Genomic DNA, 25,511 nt, shown 5'->3' on the forward strand with positions numbered 1-25,511 from the left:
CCAAGTCCTCCAGGCACATCTTACCTGGTAGTTTCCGTAAGAGTGGGTTCATCCACATCAAACTTACGAGAAACCGAGGGAGCCTGTATGAGGAAAACTTACGAATCTATCGTGAACAATGGAGCATTGAGACAGATTGCTGTCATGTTGCTCGGAACATGCATTTTAGCTTTTACGTACTATCACATTAATGCCCAAAATCATTTGTCAGAAGGCGGATTTGCAGGCTTGGCCCTGCTGGGACATTACGCGTTTGGCATATCTCCAGCATGGAGTATGTTGCTGCTTGATATTCCCGTCATATTGCTGGCATGGGTACTGAAGGGCAAAAGATTTATGCTGCTTGCGTTAATCGGAGCCGTCGCTTTTTCACTGTTTTATGCAGGATTTGAGAAGTATTCGACTCTGGTTATAGATCTACATGGAAATCTGCTGATAGCTGCTCTACTTTGTGGGGTGCTTACAGGTTTGGGAGCCGGAATCGTACTGCGATTCGGTGGAGCAACCGGGGGCGATGATATCTTATCTCTGCTGATCAGTGAGTGGCGCGGGTGGAAAATCGGCAACGTGTTTATTGTCAGTGACATCATCGTACTGGGATTATCACTATTGTATCTGCCTATGAAGGAAACAATGTTTACAATACTGGCTGTGTGGCTTGCCGGAAAAATAATTACATGGACGACCACGTTCCAACTGCACCGACCTGTGAAAAAGGTACTGCCAGCGGCTATTCCCGCTAAAAAGGTAGTTGCCAAAACAGTGCCGGTCGTCCACAGCCTTCGTCAATAAGGAAAGGGTGTTACGTTAGGAGAGAAATCTTCTTACGTAACACCCTTTCGCTGTATTCAGCTTCTATCAGGAAGGTTTTAAAGTAGACTGAATGCGTCCGTTTTATATTTTTTCTACTGTTTCTCATCTTGCTCGGCTGGATGATTATCGTTCCATTCCTCGGCTTGGGAAGTGGCAATCGCAATCGAGCGACCTTCTTCATAGCCGTCACGGAGTAGAGCGTTAGCAATATCAACGGCTTTTTCTCGCACACGAGGTTCCAGGTTTTTCATGGATGGAGGGTAATCATGTTTGTTCCAAGGCATAGTTGCACACTCCTTATAGCAGATGATGTACTATGTATTACCCGTTGTAGGATTAAACAAACGGAAATCAAAGAAATGAATATATTGTAAAATGTATCTTGAGAAAAAGCGTATAATGGTGTGCAGAATACCAGAAAAAGGAGTGAAGCATTTGCTTGCCTGGGGTTTTGTTTTTTTGCTGACTATCATCATTCATACTACAGATAGCTTGTCCTATGCTCTGCGGCTTGGTGGTTTGCGAGCGCGTCGGATTGGATTAGCGTTAACCGTTGCGGGAATGCTGCTGTTGGTTTCACGCACCTCTAACATGGCGCAGGGGCCTTTACTCGGAGGGATGGTCGATCAGGCTAAAGCTGCAGCACAAGTGGGCGGAACGGATATTAGACTGGAACTATATATGCATGGGGTACTGCTGGCAGCAACCGTTGGAACCATACTTGCTATATTACTGTATCCAACAGTGGTACGCATGTCAGCCAGATGGATTGTGCATTTGGAGCATACCGGATCTATTCCGGCTTTGGTGCGTCATTTAATGCTGCGAAGTCGCTGGAAACATGCAGGCTACTACATAAAACGTCCCACCTGGTCTATGCTTACTTCATTGATTAGCGGAGCGATACCCAAACGTCTAATTATTCTGAATATAACCGTTACTGCGATCTATACAACAGGAGTAGTATCTGCTTTATATGCTTCATTCCTGTGGCCTGCTCAAGGTACAGCAATGTCAATGTCGTCAGGTCTAATCAATGGCGTTGCAACGGTATTATTGACCTTGTTAATTGATCCAAGATTGGCGGTACTGTCGGAGAAAACGCTACGAGGGGAGCTACCCTTAACTCGGATGAACAGTATGTACGGCTGGATGATCATGTCGCGTTTGGCAGGTACTTTATTAGCTCAGCTATTGCTAGTACCGCTAGCAATTTGGCTTGGATGGGTAATGAGTTAATTGCTAGCTTTCGTAATGATGTGCTGCTGCCATATCCCAAAAAAGGGCTGACCCGTGATCATCTATTAAAGATAGATCGCGGGTCAGCTCCAATGATTTTATGGTTACTTACTGTTCAAATAATGACTTATATGCTCCGTATCCTTCACGTTCCAAGTCTGCTTGAGGCACGAAGCGGAGCGCGGCGGAATTGATGCAATAACGCAGACCATCTGGACCAGGACCATCATCGAATACATGCCCTAAATGGGAGTCAGCTTCGCGACTTCGCACCTCGGTACGGATCATAAAATGGCTGAGATCGGTTTTTTCTTTGACATTATAGCTGCGCAGCGGACGGGTAAAGCTGGGCCAACCGCAACCTGCATCATATTTGTCCAATGAACTGAACAAGGGCTCTCCTGATACGATATCTACGTAAATGCCTTCACCCTCATGATCCCAAAACTCATTTTGAAAAGGGCGCTCGGTCGCGTTCTTTTGAGTTACTTCGTATTGAATAGGCGTCAGCCGATCTTTAAGATCGGATTTATCAATCTTGCCAGACCAATTTTGTTCGATAAAATCCTCACGTCCCGAACCTTTGCGGTAGCGTTTGTAATGAGCGGGGTTTTTCTTATGGTAGTCCTGATGATATTCTTCTGCTTCATAAAAAGTGGTCGCAGGCAGGATCGGTGTAGCAATGGGCTTGTCGAAGCGGCCACTTTGAGCCAAAGCTTCTTTAGAAGCTTCTGCCTTGATTCGCTGCTCTTCATTATGATAGAAAATAACCGTTTGGTAAGATGAACCTCTATCGTGAAACTGTCCACCTTCATCCGTCGGATCAATCTGCTGCCAGAATAGCTCCAACAGTTTTTCATACGGGAAAACTTGTGGATCAAATGTAATCTGTACGGCTTCCACATGCCCCGTTGTTTCAGAGCATACCTCTTCATAGGTAGGATTTTCGGTATGTCCCCCTGTGTATCCAGATCTAACCTTCAAAATACCGGGTAATTCCTCAAAAGGGGAAACCATGCACCAGAAGCAGCCACCTGCAAAAGTTGCTTTTTCTACCGTGTGTGGATTGTTGGTGCTCATATTTGTCACTCCAATCTGAGAATGTTTAATTAGTTGTTATTTAAATAGCTTACAATTAAATTATATACGAGATTTTTGCAAAATCCAACGAAACGTCAGAAACCAAACGGCAGTGTAACTGGCTCTGTCCTCAAAATCGCCATGAAACATCCTACAGAAACGGTAGCAAACTGTCGCATTAAATTCTATTGATGCGTTGAAGCCTTTTTCGGTAGAGTATAAAGCCGCCGCCCACCAATGCAGTATATAGCACCAAAATGAGCAAACCAGTGATTGGGTGTTCTGCAAAGGTGCCGCCAGCATAAGCATACACCGCAATTGCGGGAAGCTTGCCAATAGCTGTACCTAGGATAAAGCTCCAGAACGGAAACCCCGCTACTCCAGCGTATACATTTACCGCTGCCTGGGGGATGACCGGAATCAGGCGAGCCAGCAGAACAGCAGCAAAAGGCTCCCTTTCCATGACCCGATTGAAGCGCTCCAATGCAGGAACCCGCTTCAAATAGGCTCGTCCTTTGTCACGAAACAGGGTACGTACTGCAATGAAAACGACCAGTGCAGCCATGGTAGTGCCTAGCCAGCAAATCAGAGCACCTTGCCAAGGACCTGCGGCATAAGCAATAGAAGCGATAATCAGCTTGTAAGGCACAAACGGTATTAACGCGAATAAAAATGCGAGCAGTAGCAGAACTGGAAAGGAGGTTTGCTTGTCCGCCCAGGCGAGCCAATCATATCTGTAGATAAACGCGATGCAAAGCAGCGAAACATAAGCAGCGGCAAGTAGCCATTTTTTCATTTACATACCTCTTTCAATATCCCTGTACGGCTTATCGCTTATACAGAAAAAAATAGGGTTCACATTCCTAATAATGTGTGCTATACTGCCACTAATAGAATAGTTCCCAAAGGGGAGTAGCTCAACGAGTAAAGTCGTCATTACGGGATTTTTAATCCCCGGCTTTATTGGCAACGTAATGTTGTAAGCGAGACCTTTGCCAGGATTTTAGGAATCCGGGTAAATGGTCTTTTTTTGATGCCAAATTTGGGTCAGCGCCGTTTCCGGATTCCGTGAAATGGCGCTTTTTTAGTATAAAGCGCTGAACTATGTACAGTATAACAAATAAATAAAAAAGGTGGGAGAAACGTATGGATTTGTTGTCAATTGAGTTTTTAACCGCATTAGTATCCATCATTATCATTGATCTGGTGCTAGCTGGTGACAATGCAATCGTAATCGGTTTGGCGGCTCGCAATGTTGATAAGGCCAATCAAAAGAAGGTCATTATTTGGGGGACGGTCGGAGCGGTCATCATTCGTGTGATTGCTACGGTGCTGGTCACGTATTTATTGCAAATTTATGGATTGCGTTTGATTGGGGGACTCGCACTTATCTATATCGCCTATAAGCTACTGGTCGAAGAGAAGAAGCATGAAATTTCAGCCACGAATCAAATGTGGGCAGCGATCCGCACCATTATTATCGCGGATACGATGATGGGGCTCGACAATGTACTTGCTGTAGCGGGCGCAGCTCATGGAAATATGCTACTCGTTATATTGGGTCTTGCAATCTCTGTTCCAATCATGGTGTGGGGAAGTACGATTATCTTGAAGCTGACAGAACGTTACCCAGTAGTTATTACGATTGGGGCTGCTGTACTTGCTTATACTGCTGCCAAAATGGTGGTGGCGGAACCGTTGATTGCACACTGGTTTATGAACGGGGTCGTTAAATACGGCTTTGAGGTTCTGGTTGTGGTTCTGGTTGTAGCCATTGGGATGCGTGTTAAAAAAATCAAAAGTGAAAAAACAAGAAAGCAAGTGCAGCACGCCTAAGCTAACTTACATTGAGGTAAACTTAGCTGAAGCTGAATGTTCATGCCATAGAGGCTGTTCCGTTATTGTCCAACTGGACCCGGAGCAGTCTCTTTTCTTTACTTGTCAGCAGACTTCCATGTAAACTAGACAACAGATGAATGAGTGATTAGAGGTGGGAATGATATGGACAAGCAAACGAAGACAAGGGTAGCCATTGCGGGACTGGGTGGTATTGCTCGTAAAGTATATTTGCCGTTACTGGCTGCACACCAAGGTGTAGACATTGTAGGTGTCATGAACCGTTCACAGGAGCCGGTAAGTTCCGTCATGGAGCAATATAGGTTGCCTAGAGGAACGACAGATGTGAAGGAGATGCTGGCATGGGAACCGGAAGCTGTATTTATACATGCCGCGACCGAAGCTCATTTTGATCTGGTTATGGCGTGTATTGAAAAAGGGATTGCCGTGTATGTGGATAAACCGTTGTCCTATGATGTTCGTCAGAATCTGGAAATGACCGCTTTTGCGGAAGCACAGGCCGTGCTGCTGGCGGTGGGATTTAATCGGCGTTTTGCCCCGCATTATGTTGCTGCTAAGGCTTGGTTAGAGGAAGCGGGTGGATTCAGTCAATGTGCGGCTATTAAACATCGTACTGGATATGATCGAAGACCGGCGGCACAGACGGTTTATGATGATTTAATTCATATGCTTGACTTGCTTTTGTGGCTGGGTGGCGATGATTATGAACTGCTGCATAGTAGTCTGAATACGACGAGTGAAGGATATATGGATGCTGCGTTCGGGACTGTACGTTTGGGAAATGCCACCGGAAGCTACAGTATGAGTAGACAGGCAGGAGCTGACATAGAAAAACTGGAGCTTCACGGGGCAGGACGGTCTGTTGAAGTAACAAATATGGAACAGGCTGTTTTTATGCAAAAAAATCATTCACCATTAACGCAAGCTTTTGGAAGCTGGGATACGATTTTGGAAAGACGAGGATTCACAGGAGTCGTGAATCATTTTCTGGAGCATATTCATCGTCCGGAGGAGTGTGCTGTACGAGCTGGAAAAGTATTGGAAAGCCATATGCTGGCTGACGAACTGATCAACCGTTTGAGTGATTAATATGGAACGTCCGAACATGATCTTAACAGTCCAGACAGACATCAAGAATTAGGTTGAAGGAGAAATGAATGAATGGAAGAAGATAATCGTGGTAAACAGCTAGAAGAAGCCATCATCGAAAATTATAAGCAAGAAGAAGATATGATGATTCTTGTATTTGCGCAATGGTGTATCAATCACGGGTTGGAGCCAGAGGAATTATATCGTGTAGCGTATCCGCATCAGGATAGCAACGAGCGTCTGCTACGAGTACGCAAATTGACTGTATCGCGTGAAGAAGCGGGTGATATTCCGCTGGATACAGTATTAGGGGTACTATCCATGTTCGGAAATGAGGACTTGGCGATGGTCGTATCCGAGGCGGCTGCCAGCCTTCCGTCGGAACGGAAATAGGGCTAGCCAGAATAAAGGATATACTGTTATCATTTATGGCATCATGGACTCACTATATTTACTTAAGACATTGTTGATGGGGAGGTAAGCTGACGATGGAAGATATACCTGTGCCAAGCACCTGCAAAGGTTGTGAAAGAGATATCTCGATATCGGAAGAGCAAATTACCAGAATTCTAACCAACATGAGACCCAAAATGGAATGTGTAAACGATGAAGTGTACGAAGCCAGACTGTTGGCCTGCTCACAATGTGAAGAGTTAATGTCCGGACATACGTGTGGTATCAGCGGAAGTATTGTTCGTGTACGTGCTTTGGCGGCAGCTCAAAATTGTCCCAGTTACCATGGTTCACGGTGGATAGGAACAGCCTAAAAGATACAATGCTCAGGCTCGGCTGAACCTGGATTACGGGTTAAAGTAGTCATACCTTGGTCTGCCTTAATGGCAGGCTTTTTGGTTTGATTGGACCTTTTCTTAACGATTGACAAAAAGTAGACAATAAAATATATTAAACACGTGAAATATTTTTGTTTAATTATTAATATTTATATTAATATTTACTAAAAGTAATGATGCGTAAAAATTAAGATCGAAAGAAAATCGGTGGTATGAGTGGTATTTAGGCCAAAATGAAAGCGCAAACATTTGTGCGGGTGTTCCAACAATCTTAATATTTTTGGGGAGGGTTTGTTGTGAAGGGTTCTATTGTTGTTAATACCGATTGGAAACAAGGCATTATTAATAAAAACATTTATGGACAATTTGCTGAGCATCTTGGACGTTGCATTTATGAAGGCATATGGGTTGGAGAGGACTCACCGATTCCGAACACAAACGGAATTCGTAATGATGTGGTGGAAGCGCTGAGTAAGCTGAATATTCCTGTGCTGCGCTGGCCGGGAGGCTGTTTTGCCGATGAATATCATTGGAAAGATGGTATCGGACCCAAAGGAAATCGTAAGAGAATGGTAAATACGCATTGGGGCGGTGTGGTTGAAAATAATCATTTTGGCACACATGAGTTTTTTCAATTGTGCGAGCTGTTAGATGCAGAGCCTTATATTTGTGGAAATGTCGGCAGTGGTACAGTTCAGGAAATGTCGGAATGGGTAGAGTACATGACCTTCGATGGAGAGTCCCCAATGGCTGCATGGCGTCAGGAAAACGGTCGTGAGAAACCATGGAAGCTCAAATATTTTGGAGTGGGTAACGAAAACTGGGGTTGTGGCGGTAACATGCGCCCAGAATATTATGCCGATCTGTATCGCCGCTATCAGACATATGTCCGTAACTATGGCGAGAACCGCATTTATCGGATTGCAGGTGGGGCGAATGTGGACGATTATCGTTGGACCGAAGTGTTGATGCGTGAAGCTGGGCATCTTATGGACGGTTTGAGCCTGCATAACTATACGATCCCGGGAAACTGGGAAGGGAAACGGCAAGCACTCGGCTTTGATGAAGCGGAATGGTTCGAGACGATGAAAAAATCACTGCACATGGATGAATTGATTACTCGTCATTCTGCTATTATGGACCAATATGATCCTGACAAAAGGGTCGGACTGATCATCGATGAATGGGGAACTTGGTTCCTGACTGAGCCAGGGACCAATCCGGGCTTCCTGTATCAACAAAATACGATGCGCGATGCGCTGGTAGCTGGGCTGCATCTACACATTTTCCATAATCACCATGACCGAGTACAGATGACGAATATTGCTCAAATGGTCAATGTTTTACAAGCAATGGTTCTGACCGAAGGTCCTGCTATGCTGTTGACGCCGACATACCATATATTTGAAATGTTTAAGGTGCATCAGGATGCGCAAGCACTGGCTGTTCATGTAAAGGTAGGCGATTATGAATATGACGGGGATTCCATCCCGCAAGTAAGCGTGTCCGCCTCCAAGGCGCAGGATGGTAATATTCATATCAGCTTTTGCAACGTCCATCCGGGCGAGTCGGCAAACTTGAATTTGGAGCTAAGAGGACTGGAAGAGGTTAAAAAGATCAGTGGTGTTGTCCTTGCCAACGACGATATGCAGGCACATAATACGTTTGATCAGCCAGAGCGTGTGAAAAAGGAAGCTTTCACATCCTATCAGCTTCAAGGTCAGCATTTGGATGTTACACTGCCACCAATGTCAGTAGTGATGCTGACAATTGCTCCGTAAAAAAGCTGGGTCGTGGTATGTAAGCAGTATCCACTATTATTGGTTATGAACAAAGAGAGCGTTCAGGTAAACGCTCTCTTTGTCCTACAATTGCTCGCGGTGAATCACCCTGAATTCTTTGGGCGACATACCGAAGCGGGAACGAAATACACGGTGAAAATACGTGTAATTTGCAAATCCTGACGATTCGGCGGCTTGTTCCAGTGACATGGGACTGAAAATGATTCGTTCTCTCGCCATGTTAAGCCTGATGTCCAGCGTGTACTGCATAATGCTCGTATCGAATGTTTCCTTAAACAGATGTACTGCTCGGGATACGCTGATACCGACGTGTGAAGACACGTCATCCAGTTTGAAGTTAGAGGATGCATTTTCTTCAATATAATTTTTAATCTGATACGCAAGATAGTTATGATGAGTAGCGATAGGATGATCGGATAGCATACGGTCAAACTCCAAACATAAAATGCGTATGTAATAACTTGATATTTCCGGGTAAGGATTAGAAATACGTCGTTGCTCCATCACAAGCTGACGAAATAGGCCAAGCAGGGCTTCTGTGAGCTGAACCTTAATTCTGTTGGGTCGTTTATGATGGTTCCACCACTCATCTACCCAGGAACCACCGAAAAAAATGTGATAATCTCCGCTTTCCACGACCAGCTCTCCCATGGGATTCAACTCACTATGAATATCCAGTTCATAAGGCTCGGTAGGATTGAATAACAGTAGGTCACCTGCCTCAATCCGTGTCATTTCCCCGTTAATGCGGGCTTGGCAACGTCCATCTGTTTGCAAACGGAATAAATAATTTTTGATCCCCTCAGGCTGGTTCGAATAAAAGGGCTTTCGATGGAAGGAATAGCCTGCGGTAAGAACCTGACAAGGCTCGACGATAGACATGATGATGACTCCTTTGGGCATATGGCTGTTTCAAATATTGACCAGATTGTTCATGTTTTAATCATATTATTCATTTTAAACGAAACAGAAATAGAATACTATGTGAACTGTAAAGCTTACATGTTAGATGAGAAAGTACATGTTGGAGGCCAAGGAGTGTGACGACGTGGAACGAATGAAGGCCGGGATTATCGGATGCGGTACTATTAGCTCGGTATATCTTGAAAATCTCCAAAAGAGCCCACTCATTGAAGTGGTGGCCATCGCTGATTTACTGGATGAGAGGGCAAAGGAGAGGGCCGATAAATTCAACATTGAAAACGTATACAAATCGGATGAATTACTGCGCCAGCCTGAAATTGAGCTTGTATTTAATCTGACCGTGCCTGGCAGCCACGTATGGTCAGATATAGCGATACTAGAGGCAGGCAAGCATGTGTACAGTGAAAAGCCTTTGGCGCATTGAAATTCACGGACCATCGTGCCAATGCTGAGCTGGCCTACCATGTGTTAGAAGCCATGCATGCTTTTCAGCACTCATCATTGGAAGGCAATACATTACGCTGGTAAGTACGTTCAAGCCGGACGAGGATGTGTATTATGGAACAGATATAATGGTTCCTAACTTAAAGAGGTGAAGGGTAATGGCTAAAGTAGGATTGCAATTGTACACCGTAAGGGAAGAGCTTGAACAGGATTTTGAAGGTACATTGCGCAAGGTAGCTGAGCTTGGCTATAAAGGAGTAGAATTTCATACCTTTTTCGGACGCAATGCCAAGGATGTCAGAGCGCTCTTGGATGAACTGAATCTGGAAGTTGTCGGAACTCATGTACAATATTCTCGCTTGCTGGATCATTTGGATGAGGAGATTTCATACCACAAAGAATTGGGCAATAAGTACCTAATCGTTCCTTATTTAACCGAAGAACAGCGGGAGTGGGATGAACTTTTTGCTAATTTAAATCGTATTGGTGAAAAAGTGAAGGAACAGGGTTTGATACTGGCTTATCATAATCATGATTTTGAATTAACAGAAAAGATCAATGATCGCCCAGTATTCGATGCTTTATATGATGCAGTTTCCGATGATTTGTTACAGGTCGAAATGGATACTTGTTGGGTATACTACGGGGGCTATGATCCAGTGGAATACATCGGACGTTATAATGGACGCCTGCCTATCATTCACTTAAAGGATATGGCACGTGACGAGCAGCAAAAAGCAGTGACTGTAGAGCTTGGCAAAGGCGAAGTGCAGCTTCAGGCCATTACAGACGCCGCTATTCAGGCAGGTGTGGATTGGGTCGTCGTGGAACAGGATTTCTGCTCAAACCCTCCAATCGAAAGCATTGAAACCAGCATTAAATGGCTCCAACAATACGCAGCTCAGGGAGGAAATATTCATGTCTAAAACACTTAAAATCGGGATTATTGGTTGTGGAGGCATTGCCAACGGCAAACACTTGCCGAGTCTTGCCAAGCAGAAGCGTGCGGAGATCGTTGCATTTTGTGACATCATTCAGGAGCGCGCTGAAGAGGCAGCAGAAAAGTTTGGTGTTGATGGCTCGCAAGTTTATAGCGATTACCGTAAGCTGTTAGAAAATAAAGACATTGAAGTCGTACATGTATGTACACCTAACGACTCGCACTCGGAAATTACCGTAGCGGCGCTTGAGGCAGGTAAGCATGTGCTGTGTGAAAAGCCGATGGCTAAAACTGCTGAGCAAGCACGGGAGATGCTTGATGCGGCCAACCGCACAGGTAAGAAGCTGTCCATAGCGTATCAAAACCGTTATCGTGATGACAGTTTGTACCTGAAGCAATTAGTCGAGCAAGGAGAGCTTGGAGAAATTTATCTGGGCAAAGCCATTGCTCTACGCCGTCGCGCGGTTCCGACTTGGGGAGTATTCTTGGATGAAGAGAAGCAGGGCGGTGGTCCTCTTATTGATATTGGCACGCATGCACTAGACCTGACACTCTGGCTGATGGATAATTACAAGCCTAAAAGCGTACTAGGTTCAACTTTCCATAAGCTAGGGGATCGTAAAGATGCGGCAAATGCCTTTGGGCCTTGGAACCCTGAGGAATTTAAGGTAGAGGACTCAGCTTTTGGTTTTATTACGATGCAAAATGGAGCTACGATTGTACTGGAATCCAGCTGGGCATTGAACGTTGTAGAGTTTGGCGAAGCGAAGACACTGTTATGCGGTACCGAAGGCGGGGCCGATATGCAGGATGGATTGCGCATTAACGGAGAAAAGAACAGCCGTTTGTTTGATACGAAAATAGATCTGGATGCAGGTGGTGTTGCCTTTTACTCTGGAGAGACGGAAAATGAAGCAGACCGCGAAGCCCGCCTGTGGATCGAATCTATTCTGGACGACAAAGAACCTCTTGTGAAGCCGGAACAGGCACTGGTTGTTACTGAAATTTTGGAAGCTATCTATGAATCGGCACGTACGGGAAAAGCTGTCTATTTTGACTAAGCCGTAATTATCCCGAATAGACCATCGTTATAATGAAAGCAGCTTTTTTCACATATGATACAGGGGGGGATTTCTTTTGAAACTTGGAGTATTTATGGTGTTGTTCGGTGGCCGTTCGCTGGAGGAAGCGTTGGATTATGTGGCTTCTCAAGGATTGGATGCTGTAGAAATCGGTACAGGCGGCAACCCGGGGGATAAGCATTGTAAGCCGGATGAATTGCTGGAGAATGATGCAGCGCTCAAAAATTTTAAAAAGGCAGTAGAGTCCCGCGGACTAACGATTAGCGCACTTAGCTGTCACGGCAATCCTCTTCATCCGCAAAAGCATTTGGCCCAGGCTGATCATGATACGTTTCTTAAAACCGTTCGATTGGCAGAAAAGCTGGAAGTTCCAGTTGTGAACACTTTCTCCGGCTGTCCGGGAGATCATGAGGATGCGAAATATCCAAACTGGCCTGTGGCTCCGTGGCCTAATGATTTTCAAGAAGTGTTGAAGTGGCAATGGGAGAATAAAATTATTCCTTACTGGACCGAGACGGGGAAATTTGCAGCAGATCATCATGTTAAAATTGGACTGGAGCTACACGGAGGCTTCTCCGTTCATACACCAGCGACCTTGCTTCGTTTACGTGAAGCTGCGGGAGAGGTTATTGGTGCTAATCTCGATCCGAGCCATATGTGGTGGCAGGGAATTGACCCAGTGCAGGCAGTTCAAATTTTGGGCCGAGAGGGAGCTATTCACCACTTTCATGCCAAGGATACGACGATTGATCCAATTAATGTAAATAAATATGGACTTACCGATATGCAGGAATATACGAAAATGCTAGATCGCGCTTGGCAGTTCCGTACTGTGGGTTATGGACATGATGTAAAAACCTGGGCAGATATTATCAGTGCTCTGCGTTTGGTGGGATACGATCATGTAGTGAGTATTGAGCATGAAGATGGTCTGATGTCCGTGGAAGAGGGCTTTACTAAGGCTGTCCACAATCTTCGCCAGGTACTGATTGAAGAACCGCTGAGCGAGATGTGGTGGGTCTAACCTAATAGGGGGAAATGTTGATGATTAACGTCACCATTTGGAATGAATTTTTGAACGAAAAGTTGAATGATGAAGCCAAACAGATATATCCTGACGGGATACACAAAGCGTTGGCTGACGGCCTGGCAGGAGAGGGATTTGCCATTCGAACAGCTACACTGCGTGATGATGCAGAGCATGGTTTGGGAGAAGAAGTCTTGAATTCCACAGATGTGCTGCTGTGGTGGGGGCATAAAGCCCATGATCAGGTGAGCGATGAAGTTACGGCGCGTGTTGTCAAGCGAGTGCAGGAAGGAATGGGCTTAATCGTGCTGCACTCAGGCCATTTTTCCAAGCCATTCAAAGCCCTGATGGGCACTAGCTGCGATCTGAAATGGAGGGTGGCAGGTGAACAGGAGATTATTTGGTCGGTGAATCCGTCACATCCCATTGCAGAAGGCATTGACGCCAAAATATTGTTGAAGCAGGAAGAGATGTATGGCGAGTTCTTTGATATTCCAGCGCCAGATGAATTGGTATTTGTTAGTAACTTTGAAGGTGGCGAAGTATTTAGAACCGGATGTACTTTCCGTCGAGGTAGTGGTAAAATATTTTATTTTCGCCCAGGCCATGAGACCTATCCGACTTATTACCAGCCTGATATTTTGAAGGTTATTGCCAATAGTATTCGTTGGACTTCTCCAACAAGTATTAACAAACCAATATATGGTAGAAGTGAACCGGTAAGACCTCTCGGTGGAGTGTTGGTATAATGACAATCATCACATTTTGATGAGCTATATAATGAATAGATTGAAAGGCGGAACCTCTAGGGGATTCCGCCTTTTTTGATTTAACGATTTAGACATATACCTGCTGTGTTGGTTTGTTGTATAATCAGTTTTGGTCATGGCAACTTTATCGGCGCAGGTATTTAATTTAAGAAGAAAGTGTTTTCTTTCGGGATAAAGTATGCTAAAATGATATATACTAACAAAAGGAAAGCTTTATCAAACCGAAATGCAAAAGAAGGTGAAAAATTTGGAGAGTCAACCGCAATGTACAAAAATGTGTCCGCGTTTTGAAACCGCCTTTTCATGTTTGGGCAAGCGTTGGAATGGATTAATTATTCAATCCATGATGAGCGGTCCTAAGCGGTTTAAGGATATTTCCAATCTGATTCCCACAATGAGTGACAAAATGTTATCAGAGCGGATGAAAGATTTGGAAAATGAAGGAATTCTTACACGTCATGTATATCCAGAAACTCCTGTCCGCATTGAATACGAGCTAACAACCAAAGGCCGTGCACTTCAGCCGGTTATGGAACAGATTCAATTTTGGGCTGAGGAATGGATTAGATGAGCACCAAACTAAATAAGTGTTTTTCATAGCAAAACAGCCTTTTCCTAGAAAAAAGGCTGTTTTTTATATTGCGTTTAGGACTACTTATCCATTTTGCAGAAATGATGTGCTTAGGCAGCACGACTTAATAGCCTTTGACGCGCCCTGCAACTGAGAATAATGCTGCTGTTGCACGGCGAGGCACACGGGTTTGAATATCCAGCGCGGCCGAACGGAATGTACCCAGACAGGAATGACAAAGTCTCCCTGCATAAATAGGGGAACGGCAGGACTCACAAGGATAATCAAGCTGACTGTATGTGGAGGGAAATTTGCCTGCTCTTACCCAATCTGTGAGCAATTCTATAGGTGTACCAGTTACGTCACTGAGCTGGCGAGTATGAGTAGAAGGATGCTTCCATAGATAGTTAGAACAGCGGTCCAAGAATATATTTTCTTCCTGAATACAAGTACTACAGAGGTTTCTAAGGTTTTGACGAAAAACGGAACCGCATTTTGGGCAATTAGAAGTATGTATCTCCATGGAAACCAGTCCTTTGTATCGAAATAAAGTGAAATTTTAAAATTTATTAGTTACATATTACTATGACATTATACCTATATCAATCTTTATTTATAGAATCTTTGACCTTTAAGTGTATGTTAAAATCTGTGTTGACATGACTCTGTTACTTATGTATCATTACTTACATAAAGTTACTTGATGAATAAAATAAATTGTTGATGATAAGGGGATCTTTATATGATGCCATCTTTATTTTTGGCCCATGGCTCACCGATGCTTGCTATTGAACAGACGGACTATACTTCATTTTTAGAGCAACTGGGGAAAAGTATTCGTCCTAAAGCAATAGTTATCTTTACTGCTCATTGGGAAACACAAACGTTGACGATCAGTTCGATGGATGACGTGTACGATACCATTTATGATTTTGGCGGTTTTCCACCGGAACTGTACACAGTGAAATATCCAGCACATGGTTCTGTGGAACTGGCCAATAAGCTGAAAAAATTATATGAACAAAAGGGCATTGACGTAGAAACTGATCGGGTGAGGGGTTTGGATCATGGATCTTGGACATTGTTGCATCGTATGTATCCTGAGGCAGACATTCCGGTAGTTCAGATCTCTGTAAATCCATATCTCTCGCCCAAAGCACAATATGCTATTGGTGAAGTGCTGCGAGGACTGGGAGAACAGGATATTCTGGTCATTGGTAGTGGCGTGACTGTTCATAATCTGCGTATCGTCAAATGGGGGGAAACGAAAACAGAACCTTGGGCTATAGATTTTGATGATTGGATTATTGAAAAAGTACAAAGTAGAGATATAGAGGCTTTGGATCACTATGAAAGCGAAGCACCGTATGCTCGCCAGGCCGTACCCAGAGCAGAACACTTTGTACCGTTGTTTATTGCAATGGGGAGTGGCAATCCTGCAAACAAAGCCAAGGTTATCCATAGAAGCTATGAGATGGGGAATTTAAGTTATCTATGTTTACAGTTTTAAAGAGTGTTGCCAGAAGAAGGACTGTCATTAAAATGCTTCGCTACTGCTCCTGTATAAGTAGGGGAGTGGAAATAAATTAGGGAGTGTTATAAGCTATAGTGGCTTATAACACTCCCTTTTACATAAAAAAACGATTTATTATATCCGGCAAATCTCACGAGGGCATAGTTCACAATGACATACACCTTGCAGCATTTCCAAATCTTTGACAACAATCATACCATTATCATATTCAACTGCATTTTTCTTACGTAGATCACTAAGCATCCGGTTTACGCTTTCCCGGGTCGCACCGATCATATTTGATAAGTCAGTATGAGTAATTTTTTTATGAATCAGGATATGTTCGCCGTGAGGCTCACCATAGGTATTGCATAGACGAATGAGCGTTGAACATAAAGCGCCTGGCTTGCCGTACATCATCAAATCGCGGAACTTAGTCTGAGTAATGCGGTGATGTGAACCCATCCATTTCATAAAGTCAATCGCAAAATCACAATGCTGGCAAATAAGCAGTTCCAAATCTGTATGATCGATTACGCCAATATCACTGTCTTCCAGAACCTCAGCAGAAAAGGAATGCTTAGTACCGAAAAATGGATCGGCTTGACCAACAAGATCGCCGCTTTGATACATATATAGAATAAGTTCCTTGCCCTCATCCGTTGTTTTGGTTACTTTCACGCGTCCGCGCTTAATATAAAACAGCTTATCCGCTGTATCTCCTTCCCAGAACAGATGCGAGCTTTCTGGCATAACTCGATCTTTCATCATTACTTGCAATCGGTTGAAGCTGGCCTCCGAGAAGCAACAGGTGTTGCCGCGGGCTTCCATTACATTTGTAGGGTTTCTCATCGTCCATTTCCCCTTTGTATCCTATGTTTTTTATCTGCAACTTGATCAATTCAAATTCATTATATACTTGTGCAATGAGTTTTTGGGGCAAGAAGAGGGGGTAAAAGTGGCAGAATTCCAAACTTTGTGATTTAATTCACTTCATAAAATAAAATTTTAAATAGATTGTGAAAAAAATCACAATATATCTTGAAAAGCTGTGTTACGATCAGTGCGTGAACAAGAGATAGTACACGAGATAACAGGAGGATGAGGGAAATGGCTGTTAAAAACGAGGTTATTCAAAAAGAGCAAAGCGCAGAGCAGTATATTCAAACGCTGATTGACCGGGGGAACCGGGCACAGCAAGCTTTCATGAGTATGAATCAGGAACAGATTGACGAAATCGTACAAGCTATGGCACTCGCAGGGATGGATAAACACATGTACCTGGCGAAGTTGGCTGTTGAAGAAACAGGACGCGGTGTGTACGAGGACAAAATCACCAAAAACATGTTTGCAACAGAATATATCTATCATAGCATCAAAAATGAAAAAACCGTCGGTGTCATTGAAGACAATGATTTTGACAGTTTTCAAAAGATAGCAGAGCCAGTCGGTATTATCATGGGGATCACTCCAGTGACAAACCCGACTTCGACTACGATGTTCAAAGCGCTGATTGCCATTAAAACACGTAACCCAATCATTTTCGGTTTCCATCCATCTGCTCAATCGTGTAGTGCGGAAGCAGCCCGCGTCTTGCTCGAAGCAGCTGTTAAACATGGTGCTCCGGCCGATTGTATTCAATGGATTGAAGCACCTTCGATGGATAAGACCAATGTATTGATGAACCACCCTGATGTGGCGCTAATTTTGGCAACTGGTGGATCAGGCATGGTTAAGGCAGCTTATAGCTGCGGTAAACCAGCACTTGGTGTAGGTCCTGGTAACGTGCCTTGCTTTATTGAAAAAACAGCAGATATCAAACAGGCCGTGAACGATCTTATCCTCTCGAAATCTTTTGATAACGGTATGATTTGTGCTTCGGAGCAAGCGGTTATTATCGAAGAGCCAATCTTCGAACAAGTGAAAAAATTGATGATCGCTAACGGTTGCTATTTTGTAAATAAAGAAGAAGCAGCTAAGCTCACTCAAGGAGCTATGAATGTCGAGAAATGTGCAGTGAACCCAGCTATTGTCGGGCAGTCTGCTGTGAAAATTGCTGAAATGAGTGGTATTACAGTACCAGCAGGAACTAAAATTTTGGTCGCTGAGATTGAAGGGGTAGGAACAAAATTCCCATTGTCTGCGGAAAAATTGAGTCCTGTATTGGCTTGCTATAAAGTAAAAAATGCGGAACAAGGTATTCAACGCGCTGCTGAAGTCGTGGAATTCGGGGGCATGGGTCACTCGTCCGCTATTCATTCGAACGATGAGGATGTTATCGCTCGGTTTGCAAACCGTTTGCAAACAGGACGTATCATTGTAAATGCACCTTCCACACATGGTGCGATTGGCGACATTTACAACACCAATCTTCCTTCGTTGACACTTGGTTGCGGTTCGTACGGTCGTAACTCGACTTCGTCGAACGTATCGGCAGTCAATCTGATTAATGTGAAAAGGGTGGCGAAACGGACGGTGAATATGCAATGGTTCAAAGTACCTTCCAAAATCTATTTTGAAAAAAATTCGACACAGTATCTTGCTAAAATGCCTGATATCACACGTGTAGCTATTATCACAGACCCTATGATGGTACAACTGGGATATGTAGATCGTGTTATTCATTATCTGCATCAGCGCCAAACACCAGTAGCTATCGAAGTGTTCTCTGAAGTAGAGCCAGATCCATCGACAGTTACGGTAGAACGTGGTACTGAAATGATGAGACGTTTCCAACCGGATTGCATCATCGCACTGGGCGGCGGTTCGCCAATGGATGCCGCTAAAGGCATGTGGATGTTCTATGAATATCCAGATACTGATTTCAATAACTTAAAACAAAAATTCATGGATATCCGTAAACGGATTTACAAGTACCCACGTCTGGGCCAAAAAGCACAATTTGTAGCTATCCCTACAACATCGGGTACAGGTTCCGAAGTTACATCGTTCGCAGTAATTACGGACAAAAACCTGGGCGACACGAAGTACCCACTGGCTGACTATGAGTTGACTCCTGATGTGGCAATTATTGACCCAGTGTTTGTATATTCGCTGCCTAAAACAGCTGTAGCGGACACAGGTATGGACGTTCTGACACATGCTATCGAGGCTTACGTGTCCGTAATGGCTAATGACTACACAGATGGTCTGGCAATTAAAGCCATTCAATTGGTATTCCAATACCTAGAACAATCGGCTCTGACCGGTGATAAGCTGGCTCGTGAAAAAATGCATAATGCTTCCACACTTGCTGGTATGGCGTTTGCTAATGCATTCTTGGGCATTAACCACAGTCTTGCACATAAATGGGGTGGACAATACCATACAGCGCATGGCCGCACGAATGCCATTTTGATGCCGCACGTTATTCGTTATAATGCGAAAAAACCGACAAAATTTGCTTCGTTCCCTAAATATTCGCACTTTGTTGCGGATGAGCGTTATGCAGAAATCGCGCGCATATTGGGACTGCCTGCACGCACCACCGAAGAAGGGGTTAACAGCTTGATCGAAGCGATCCGTAAAATGAACAAAACACTCGGTATCGAGGAATCGTTCCAACAAATCGGTTTCGATGCGAAAGATTTCGAATCACGTGTAGATTATCTGGCTGACCGCGCATTTGAAGATCAATGTACAACTGCGAATCCTAAGTTGCCACTGGTTACTGAGTTGGCTGATGTCTATCGCAATGCCTTCTACGGACGTTTTGACCAATAATATAATAGGTAAGAAGAGGCTTGTGAAAAAGCATTTTCTCGTTCAATACCGATGCAGGCTCTCTATATAGAGGGCCTGTTGGTTTGGGAAGGGAGGTGAACGGCAAGGCTAAGGATATAGGCGCGAAGCTAGGGAAAATAAAGTGACAAAAATCACTCATATTGTGATTTTTGTCACATACTACACTCTATCATTATTCTACAATAAGGGTGTAAGAAAGGTCCCGACACTGAGCGTAAGGCATCGGTGAACAGGCCGGGCTCAAGAAATAGCTTTATCGTGAAAAAAATCACAAGTCCGGAAGACCAAACAATTTGGAGGGATTTACATGTCGGTGATTGAGAGAGAATTACAAGAGCAACAATCTGGCTGGAGAGGTTTTAAAAAAGGCAAATGGACTAAAGAAGTCAACGTCAACGATTTTATTGAAACCAATATCTTACCTTATGTTGGCAATGAAGAATTTTTGGTTGGTCCTACGGCCAACACAACTGCATTGTGGGATATTGTATCCGATCTTACCAAAAAAGAGTTGGCAAACGGCGGCGTGCTTGATGTAGACGTGAATACGCCATCCACTATTATTTCACATAAACCGGGTTATCTAGACCGGGATAAAGAGCAAATTGTCGGTGTACAAACAGATGCTCCATTCAAACGTTCTTTACAGCCGTTTGGCGGAATTCGAATGATGATCGACGCTTGCAAAGCCTATGGTTTTGAAGTGCCAGAAAGTATCATTGATATCTTCACTCATATTCGTAAAACTCACAACCAAGGTGTATTTGACGCTTATACAGATGAAATGAGAGCAGCTCGTAAAGCTGGTATCATTACTGGTCTGCCAGATGCATACGGCCGTGGTCGTATTATCGGTGACTATCGTCGTGTAGCTTTATACGGTGCAGACTTCTTGATCCAAGATAAAAAGCTGCAACTGAAAAGCCTTGAAGTTGATTCCATGGAAGAAGACGTAATTCGTCTGCGTGAGGAAATTTCCGAGCAAATTCGTGCTTTGAATGAACTGAAACAAATGGCTGCTGAGCACGGTTTTGATATTTCAAAACCTGCTAACAATGCGAAAGAAGCTTTCCAATGGGTATATTTTGGATATCTTGCAGCAATCAAAGAACAAAATGGTGCAGCAATGTCCTTAGGACGTGTATCTTCCTTCCTTGATATTTACTCTCAACGTGATATGGAAGAGGGTACAATGACAGAAGAACAAGCTCAAGAACTGGTCGATCATTTTGTTATGAAATTGCGTATTGTTAAGTTCTTGCGCACACCTGACTATAATGAACTGTTCAGTGGAGATCCAACTTGGGTTACTGAGTCCATTGGTGGTATGTCCGTAACTGGAGAAACTCGGGTAACTAAAAACAGCTTCCGTTTCCTGCACACCCTCTACAATCTGGGACCTGCACCGGAACCGAACCTGACTGTACTGTGGTCGGAAAAATTGCCTGAAGGCTTCAAAAAATATTGTGCGAAAGTTTCTATTGAAACTAGCTCCATTCAGTACGAGAATGACGATCTGATGCGTCCGATTTATGGAGACGACTATGGTATTGCTTGTTGTGTATCGGCAATGAAAATCGGTAAACAAATGCAATTCTTTGGTGCTCGTGCTAACTTGGCTAAAGCTCTGCTGTATGCAATTAACGGTGGTAAAGATGAAAAATCTGGCGTCCAAGTAGGGCCTGAATTCCCAGCCATTACAGGTGAAGTTCTGGATTATGAAGAAGTGTTGAGTCGCTTCAAACCTATGATGGAATGGTTGGCCAAACTGTATATGAACACTTTGAATGTTATTCACTACATGCATGATAAATATAGCTACGAACGCATTGAAATGGCGTTGCATGATCGTGATATTCTCCGCACCATGGCTTGTGGTATTGCGGGTCTGTCAGTTGCTACCGACTCCTTGAGTGCCATTAAATTTGCAAAAGTTAAACCAATCCGTAACGAAAAAGGGATTGCTGTTGACTTTGAAATTGAAGGCGAATACCCTTGCTACGGTAACAACGATGACCGTGTAGATAACATCGCTGTGGAACTGGTAGAGAGCTTCATGAGCATGATTCGCAAGCATAAAGCTTATCGTAATGCGCTTCCTACTCAATCTGTACTGACTATTACTTCTAACGTGGTGTATGGTAAGAAAACAGGTACAACACCGGATGGACGTAAAGCAGGCGAACCGTTTGCACCAGGGGCAAACCCAATGCACGGCCGTGATAAAAAAGGTGCTTTGGCATCTCTGAGTTCCGTAGCCAAATTGCCTTATGAACACAGTCTGGATGGTATCTCGAACACCTTCTCTATCGTGCCTAAAGCACTGGGTAAAGAAGAAGAAACACGCAAAACAAACCTTGTTTCGATGATGGATGGCTATTTTGGAAGCCACGCACATCATCTTAATGTCAATGTGTTTGCTCGCGAACAACTGTTGGATGCAATGGAACACCCAGAAAACTATCCACAGCTGACGATCCGTGTTTCCGGTTATGCCGTTAACTTTATCAAGCTGACTCGTGAACAACAATTGGATGTTATTAACCGTACTTTCCACGGTACAATGTAAATAAGTATTACAATGACGCACGCATAGCGGATGCGGGAAGGATGATGCAACATGTTGAAAGGACACATACACTCATTGGAAACCTTCGGGACCGTCGATGGTCCCGGCATCCGCTTCGTGCTCTTTATGCAAGGATGCTTGTTGAAATGTCAGTATTGCCATAATCCGGACACTTGGGCCTTGAATGAAGGCAATCCAATGACCCTAGAGGAAGTATTGGCTGAAATTGAACCGTATTTAGCCTATTACCGTTCTTCGGGAGGCGGATTGACCGTATCCGGTGGAGAACCGACATTGCAAGCTCATTTTGTAGCAGAGCTGTTCAAAGAAGTGAAACGTCGCTGGAATTTGCACACGACACTGGACAGTAATGGCTTTAATGATGCGGGCCGTATCCATGATCTGCTGGACGTAACAGACTTGGTGTTACTTGATATTAAGCATATTGACAACGACAAGCATATTAAGCTTACAGGCAAGTCCAACGACCGTATGCTAAGCACAGCTCGCTGGTTGTCTGAGCAAGGGCGTAAAATGTGGATTAGACACGTATTTGTACCGGGTATTCATGATGACGAGCAAGATTTATTGAATTTGGGACGGTTTATCGGAACGTTGAACGGAGTCGAGAAATTCGAAATTTTACCTTACCATCAAATGGGTGTTTACAAGTGGGAAATGCTCGGTAAGGAGTATCCGTTGGAGGGAGTTCCATCTCCTACAGACGAAGAAGTTCAACGTGCTTACCGACTCATTGAAGAGGGTCGTCTGGAGACTGCAGGAAAGAATGCTGTCTGTCGTCCATCATAATGTAAATGGTGCAAAAGCTATTTCTTAGTAATGAAGCCGCCGCCACATCAGGTCAGATGGGTGGCGGTTTTTTGTTGTAGAATTTTTTGCAGTCACAGGAGAAAGTTCCCTTTTTTTCATGATAAGCAAAATTTCCAGAAACTTTTTAACAACTGACGCGTCTAATAGTATGACTTTTTACGGGAATGATAATAATTTGGTGATAGAAGGAGACAGACAATGAATTTCAAGAAATGGACCATGCTCACCGCTTTGGCGGTAGCTCAGGTGGCCGCAGTAGCCCCTGTAGGAGCAGAAGCAGCATCAACAACCGTTCAATCCACCGATTCGGTTAGCGCACAGCAGGCTCAGACCAATGTTGCTGATTCCAGCGTTCAGAATAGTATCGGAGCTCAAGAGGGAACAGGCACACAAAACAACACGGTAACACCAGATAACACAGGCGTAACCAATGATCCATTGACTGGCCTGCCTACGGATACAACCAACGGATCGAACGTATCCAATGATGTATACGGTGGAGACGGAACGATCACCAATCCTGGTGGAGCTCCAACAAACATGGGGGCTAATCAACTGATTTTGTATTTAAACAGCGCGAAAATGGAACAAAACGGACAGGTATATACGGCAACTCAGCCGATGACTGTTAAGGACGGAGTTTCCTATGTAGCTATCCGTTCACTTGTCAGCCGTGTCGGATTGCAGTTTAGTTATGACACTGCCACCAAAGAAACCGTAATCACACAAGGAACAAATGTCATGCGCTTCAAAACAGACAGCAAGGTTTATACGGTTAACGGTGAAGCCAGACAAATGAAGGGACCGGCTTTTCAGCAAAAGAACGTATTTATGGTGCCGTTGACCTCGATTACACAGGCCTTAAATATTCCTTATACTGTGAATAATACGACTAAACAAGTTATCATGGATTTGAATCAGAAGCCTAAAGCTTCCTTCACGGTTCAGCAAAAAGATATCTATGCGGGCGAAACCCAAGTTACGTATTTGACGAAGGAATCTTCTCCTACAGGTCTACCGATTGTGAACCAACGTTGGGAAGGTAAGCAGGACGTATTTCAGGAGCCGGGTACATATGTAGTTACCTATTCTGTTCTTGACTCAGCTGGAAACTGGAGTGATCCTTACTCAGTTACAATTACAGTAAGACCGCCGAACCAACCGCCAGTCGCTCTGTTTACTACAGATAAAAAAGAGTACAAGATGGGTGAAAAGATCACCATTACGGACCTGAGTACGGATGATGAGAATGCTATTACTAAGCGTGATTGGGAGAACAAGAAACTAGCCTTCTTCCAACCAGGTGATGTAACGATTACGTTAACCGTGACTGATAAGCACGGCGCAACAGGTACCAAAAGTGAAACGATTAAAATTACGAATGAACTGCTGTACAACGAAGATGATTTCAATAAAATCTTCACACCATATGGTGATAAATATACAGTAGACGGCAGTCAGGTGCCTACCATGGCTACCATTCCTTTGACAAGTACATCTTCACCGCGTCTTTTGATCCGTGCTAACAGCCCGGAACGTGTATTTCAGGACGGAATTGTGTATCAGGAAACCGGATCAGGAAGCACGCGCATACTCGTCCATCATGTGAATGAAACGGGTCGAGATGTGAAAATGTACGTGATTGCAACCAACAACAATATTACTCCTGCCAACATGAATGTCGAAAATTCCGGTTTTGCCGGACCATCTGAATTTGCAACGGCTGCGGGTAAAGTCTCGATTCAACGATATTTTCAATCCATGCAGGATGGAAGCAAGCGTTCTAGCACAGTTCTAAATCCTGGCGAAAGCCGCGTTATTTTACAGGATCTGAACGCACAAAAAATCAAGCAAAAACAAGTCATTTCTCTGTTATCCGATTTATATACGGATCAACCTATTCAATACACGGTTATTGTGTTAGATGCAAATACAGATCCGTTGACCGTGTTGCCTACTTTGGCAAAACTGCCTAAGGACGGAATTCATAACCGTGGAACGTACGCTAATTCGGATATCTCACTCAATTATACCGAAGAGGTTGGTAAAACAGCTCAACGTATCGTTCTTGGCGATAATAAGGTAGACCCGAACCTGATTGGTACGGATGGTCTGGACGGCTCTTCTGCTTCCAATGCCGGTAATTTTGGTGTTGTATATAAAGTTAAATTGGATCATGTAGCGCCGTATTCACTGATTACGTTCAACCCGCGTGGAGGCGAATATTCCGGCTATGCGATGGTAAACAATCAGGTTGTGGGTATCCCGACAAACGGCTCGGTATGGGCTCCAAATGAGATGAGTGTGCTGTATCGCACAGGGCATATCGAGGAAAGTGTAGAGATGTATTTCACTGCTGCTGCAGGAAGTAACTTGCCGGTTTCCGTAGTAGTTATGCCTTTACCAGCTATTAAAAATTAATATG

23 protein-coding genes and 1 pseudogene are annotated in these 25,511 nt (G+C 44.0%); 18 read left to right on the plus strand and 6 right to left on the minus strand.

The annotated features are described in order from the left end of the window. The first annotated feature begins 87 nt into the window (after positions 1-87). Positions 88-792 (plus strand): YitT family protein, encoded by a 705-nt coding sequence (locus tag ACWA2B_RS20655; RefSeq protein WP_029517217.1) that lies wholly within the window; start codon positions 88-90, stop codon positions 790-792. 113 nt (positions 793-905) lie between these two features. On the opposite strand, the gene ACWA2B_RS20660 is transcribed toward ACWA2B_RS20655, so the two are convergent. Then, positions 906-1,097: a DUF2188 domain-containing protein gene (locus ACWA2B_RS20660; RefSeq protein ID WP_029517218.1), complete on the minus strand. Its 192-nt coding sequence runs from the start codon at positions 1,095-1,097 to the stop codon at positions 906-908. Positions 1,098-1,248: 151 nt separating this feature from the next. Here ACWA2B_RS20660 and ACWA2B_RS20665 point away from each other — a divergent pair, with 151 nt between their 5' ends. Then, positions 1,249-2,052: a lipid II flippase Amj family protein gene (locus ACWA2B_RS20665; RefSeq protein WP_029517219.1), complete on the plus strand. Its 804-nt coding sequence runs from the start codon at positions 1,249-1,251 to the stop codon at positions 2,050-2,052. A gap of 108 nt (positions 2,053-2,160) precedes the next feature. On the opposite strand, the gene msrA is transcribed toward ACWA2B_RS20665, so the two are convergent. Beyond that, positions 2,161-3,132, minus strand: coding sequence for a peptide-methionine (S)-S-oxide reductase MsrA (msrA, locus tag ACWA2B_RS20670; protein WP_029517220.1), 972 nt, complete (start codon positions 3,130-3,132; stop codon positions 2,161-2,163). Positions 3,133-3,310: 178 nt separating this feature from the next. Next, a complete protein-coding gene (locus ACWA2B_RS20675; protein WP_029517221.1) occupies positions 3,311-3,928 on the minus strand; it encodes a TVP38/TMEM64 family protein in 618 nt (205 codons plus the stop codon). Positions 3,929-4,278: 350 nt separating this feature from the next. On the opposite strand from ACWA2B_RS20675, the gene ACWA2B_RS20680 reads away from it, so the two are divergent. From ACWA2B_RS20680 to ACWA2B_RS20700, 5 genes are all read left to right on the plus strand, one after another. Beyond that, positions 4,279-4,968, plus strand: coding sequence for a TerC family protein (locus ACWA2B_RS20680; protein ID WP_029517222.1), 690 nt, complete (start codon positions 4,279-4,281; stop codon positions 4,966-4,968). A 165-nt stretch (positions 4,969-5,133) separates the two neighbouring features. Then, complete coding sequence (locus ACWA2B_RS20685) at positions 5,134-6,078, plus strand: Gfo/Idh/MocA family protein (RefSeq protein ID WP_029517223.1); 945 nt, start codon at positions 5,134-5,136, stop codon at positions 6,076-6,078. Between the two features lie 72 nt (positions 6,079-6,150). Continuing rightward, positions 6,151-6,471 carry a hypothetical protein gene (locus ACWA2B_RS20690; protein ID WP_013310862.1) on the plus strand — a complete coding sequence of 107 codons (321 nt, stop codon included), beginning with the start codon at positions 6,151-6,153 and terminating at the stop codon, positions 6,469-6,471. Positions 6,472-6,566: 95 nt separating this feature from the next. After that, a complete protein-coding gene (locus ACWA2B_RS20695; RefSeq protein WP_029517224.1) occupies positions 6,567-6,845 on the plus strand; it encodes a hypothetical protein in 279 nt (92 codons plus the stop codon). Between the two features lie 320 nt (positions 6,846-7,165). Beyond that, positions 7,166-8,650, plus strand: coding sequence for an alpha-N-arabinofuranosidase (locus ACWA2B_RS20700; protein WP_342434273.1), 1,485 nt, complete (start codon positions 7,166-7,168; stop codon positions 8,648-8,650). An 84-nt stretch (positions 8,651-8,734) separates the two neighbouring features. Here ACWA2B_RS20700 and ACWA2B_RS20705 read toward each other — a convergent pair whose 3' ends face one another. Further along, a complete protein-coding gene (locus tag ACWA2B_RS20705) occupies positions 8,735-9,553 on the minus strand; it encodes an AraC family transcriptional regulator (RefSeq protein WP_029517226.1) in 819 nt (272 codons plus the stop codon). A gap of 166 nt (positions 9,554-9,719) precedes the next feature. On the opposite strand from ACWA2B_RS20705, the pseudogene ACWA2B_RS20710 reads away from it, so the two are divergent. The 6 genes and pseudogenes from ACWA2B_RS20710 to ACWA2B_RS20735 form a co-directional block, all read left to right on the plus strand. Beyond that, positions 9,720-10,013: pseudogene (locus ACWA2B_RS20710) on the plus strand (Gfo/Idh/MocA family protein); the annotation flags it as partial. A 184-nt stretch (positions 10,014-10,197) separates the two neighbouring features. Further along, entirely contained in the window at positions 10,198-10,965 is a 768-nt protein-coding gene (locus tag ACWA2B_RS20715; protein ID WP_029517228.1) for a sugar phosphate isomerase/epimerase family protein, read from the plus strand. Further along, the gene (locus tag ACWA2B_RS20720) at positions 10,958-12,040 is read left to right on the plus strand and encodes a Gfo/Idh/MocA family protein (RefSeq protein WP_029517229.1); all 1,083 of its coding nucleotides are present in this window, start codon (positions 10,958-10,960) and stop codon (positions 12,038-12,040) included. The genes ACWA2B_RS20715 and ACWA2B_RS20720 overlap by 8 nt, the downstream gene beginning before the upstream one ends. A gap of 76 nt (positions 12,041-12,116) precedes the next feature. Then, positions 12,117-13,085, plus strand: coding sequence for a sugar phosphate isomerase/epimerase family protein (locus tag ACWA2B_RS20725; protein WP_029517230.1), 969 nt, complete (start codon positions 12,117-12,119; stop codon positions 13,083-13,085). Between the two features lie 20 nt (positions 13,086-13,105). Next, positions 13,106-13,837, plus strand: coding sequence for a ThuA domain-containing protein (locus ACWA2B_RS20730; RefSeq protein WP_029517231.1), 732 nt, complete (start codon positions 13,106-13,108; stop codon positions 13,835-13,837). Between the two features lie 247 nt (positions 13,838-14,084). Further along, positions 14,085-14,429 (plus strand): winged helix-turn-helix transcriptional regulator, encoded by a 345-nt coding sequence (locus tag ACWA2B_RS20735; RefSeq protein ID WP_034095058.1) that lies wholly within the window; start codon positions 14,085-14,087, stop codon positions 14,427-14,429. Between the two features lie 124 nt (positions 14,430-14,553). Here ACWA2B_RS20735 and ACWA2B_RS20740 read toward each other — a convergent pair whose 3' ends face one another. After that, a complete protein-coding gene (locus ACWA2B_RS20740) occupies positions 14,554-14,853 on the minus strand; it encodes a hypothetical protein (protein WP_223821919.1) in 300 nt (99 codons plus the stop codon). Between the two features lie 318 nt (positions 14,854-15,171). Here ACWA2B_RS20740 and ACWA2B_RS20745 point away from each other — a divergent pair, with 318 nt between their 5' ends. Continuing rightward, positions 15,172-15,939, plus strand: coding sequence for a DODA-type extradiol aromatic ring-opening family dioxygenase (locus ACWA2B_RS20745; protein WP_029517232.1), 768 nt, complete (start codon positions 15,172-15,174; stop codon positions 15,937-15,939). A gap of 138 nt (positions 15,940-16,077) precedes the next feature. Here the strand turns inward: ACWA2B_RS20745 and ACWA2B_RS20750 are convergent, their stop codons facing one another. Further along, the gene (locus tag ACWA2B_RS20750) at positions 16,078-16,794 is read right to left on the minus strand and encodes a Crp/Fnr family transcriptional regulator (RefSeq protein ID WP_013310849.1); all 717 of its coding nucleotides are present in this window, start codon (positions 16,792-16,794) and stop codon (positions 16,078-16,080) included. Positions 16,795-17,052: 258 nt separating this feature from the next. Here ACWA2B_RS20750 and adhE point away from each other — a divergent pair, with 258 nt between their 5' ends. The 4 genes from adhE (at position 17,053) to ACWA2B_RS20770 (ending at position 25,507) form a co-directional block, all read left to right on the plus strand. Further along, positions 17,053-19,665 (plus strand): bifunctional acetaldehyde-CoA/alcohol dehydrogenase, encoded by a 2,613-nt coding sequence (gene adhE, locus ACWA2B_RS20755; protein ID WP_029517233.1) that lies wholly within the window; start codon positions 17,053-17,055, stop codon positions 19,663-19,665. A gap of 328 nt (positions 19,666-19,993) precedes the next feature. Beyond that, on the plus strand, positions 19,994-22,255 hold the full coding sequence (pflB, locus tag ACWA2B_RS20760; RefSeq protein WP_029517234.1) for a formate C-acetyltransferase: 2,262 nt from the start codon (positions 19,994-19,996) through the stop codon (positions 22,253-22,255). A 51-nt stretch (positions 22,256-22,306) separates the two neighbouring features. Beyond that, positions 22,307-23,065: a pyruvate formate-lyase-activating protein gene (pflA, locus tag ACWA2B_RS20765; protein ID WP_029517235.1), complete on the plus strand. Its 759-nt coding sequence runs from the start codon at positions 22,307-22,309 to the stop codon at positions 23,063-23,065. Between the two features lie 219 nt (positions 23,066-23,284). Further along, entirely contained in the window at positions 23,285-25,507 is a 2,223-nt protein-coding gene (locus ACWA2B_RS20770; protein ID WP_029517236.1) for a copper amine oxidase N-terminal domain-containing protein, read from the plus strand. Positions 25,508-25,511 lie beyond the last annotated feature (4 nt).

The sequence above is a fragment of the Paenibacillus sp. CMM36 genome, from assembly GCF_053570945.1.

Bases quoted from the DNA above. Each gene is read 5' to 3' on its own strand.
- ACWA2B_RS20690 (WP_013310862.1), top strand. From the start codon at position 6,151: ATGGAAGAAGATAATCGTGGTAAACAGCTAGAAGAAGCCATCATCGAA.
- ACWA2B_RS20705 (WP_029517226.1), bottom strand. From the start codon at position 9,553: ATGTCTATCGTCGAGCCTTGTCAGGTTCTTACCGCAGGCTATTCCTTC.
- pflB (WP_029517234.1), top strand. From the start codon at position 19,994: ATGTCGGTGATTGAGAGAGAATTACAAGAGCAACAATCTGGCTGGAGA.
- ACWA2B_RS20730 (WP_029517231.1), top strand. From the start codon at position 13,106: ATGATTAACGTCACCATTTGGAATGAATTTTTGAACGAAAAGTTGAAT.
- ACWA2B_RS20655 (WP_029517217.1), top strand. From the start codon at position 88: ATGAGGAAAACTTACGAATCTATCGTGAACAATGGAGCATTGAGACAG.
- ACWA2B_RS20770 (WP_029517236.1), top strand. From the start codon at position 23,285: ATGAATTTCAAGAAATGGACCATGCTCACCGCTTTGGCGGTAGCTCAG.
- ACWA2B_RS20675 (WP_029517221.1), bottom strand. From the start codon at position 3,928: ATGAAAAAATGGCTACTTGCCGCTGCTTATGTTTCGCTGCTTTGCATC.
- ACWA2B_RS20735 (WP_034095058.1), top strand. From the start codon at position 14,085: ATGCAAAAGAAGGTGAAAAATTTGGAGAGTCAACCGCAATGTACAAAA.
- ACWA2B_RS20680 (WP_029517222.1), top strand. From the start codon at position 4,279: ATGGATTTGTTGTCAATTGAGTTTTTAACCGCATTAGTATCCATCATT.
- ACWA2B_RS20685 (WP_029517223.1), top strand. From the start codon at position 5,134: ATGGACAAGCAAACGAAGACAAGGGTAGCCATTGCGGGACTGGGTGGT.
- ACWA2B_RS20695 (WP_029517224.1), top strand. From the start codon at position 6,567: ATGGAAGATATACCTGTGCCAAGCACCTGCAAAGGTTGTGAAAGAGAT.
- ACWA2B_RS20750 (WP_013310849.1), bottom strand. From the start codon at position 16,794: ATGAGAAACCCTACAAATGTAATGGAAGCCCGCGGCAACACCTGTTGC.
- pflA (WP_029517235.1), top strand. From the start codon at position 22,307: ATGTTGAAAGGACACATACACTCATTGGAAACCTTCGGGACCGTCGAT.
- adhE (WP_029517233.1), top strand. From the start codon at position 17,053: ATGGCTGTTAAAAACGAGGTTATTCAAAAAGAGCAAAGCGCAGAGCAG.
- ACWA2B_RS20745 (WP_029517232.1), top strand. From the start codon at position 15,172: ATGATGCCATCTTTATTTTTGGCCCATGGCTCACCGATGCTTGCTATT.
- ACWA2B_RS20715 (WP_029517228.1), top strand. From the start codon at position 10,198: ATGGCTAAAGTAGGATTGCAATTGTACACCGTAAGGGAAGAGCTTGAA.
- ACWA2B_RS20720 (WP_029517229.1), top strand. From the start codon at position 10,958: ATGTCTAAAACACTTAAAATCGGGATTATTGGTTGTGGAGGCATTGCC.
- msrA (WP_029517220.1), bottom strand. From the start codon at position 3,132: ATGAGCACCAACAATCCACACACGGTAGAAAAAGCAACTTTTGCAGGT.
- ACWA2B_RS20660 (WP_029517218.1), bottom strand. From the start codon at position 1,097: ATGCCTTGGAACAAACATGATTACCCTCCATCCATGAAAAACCTGGAA.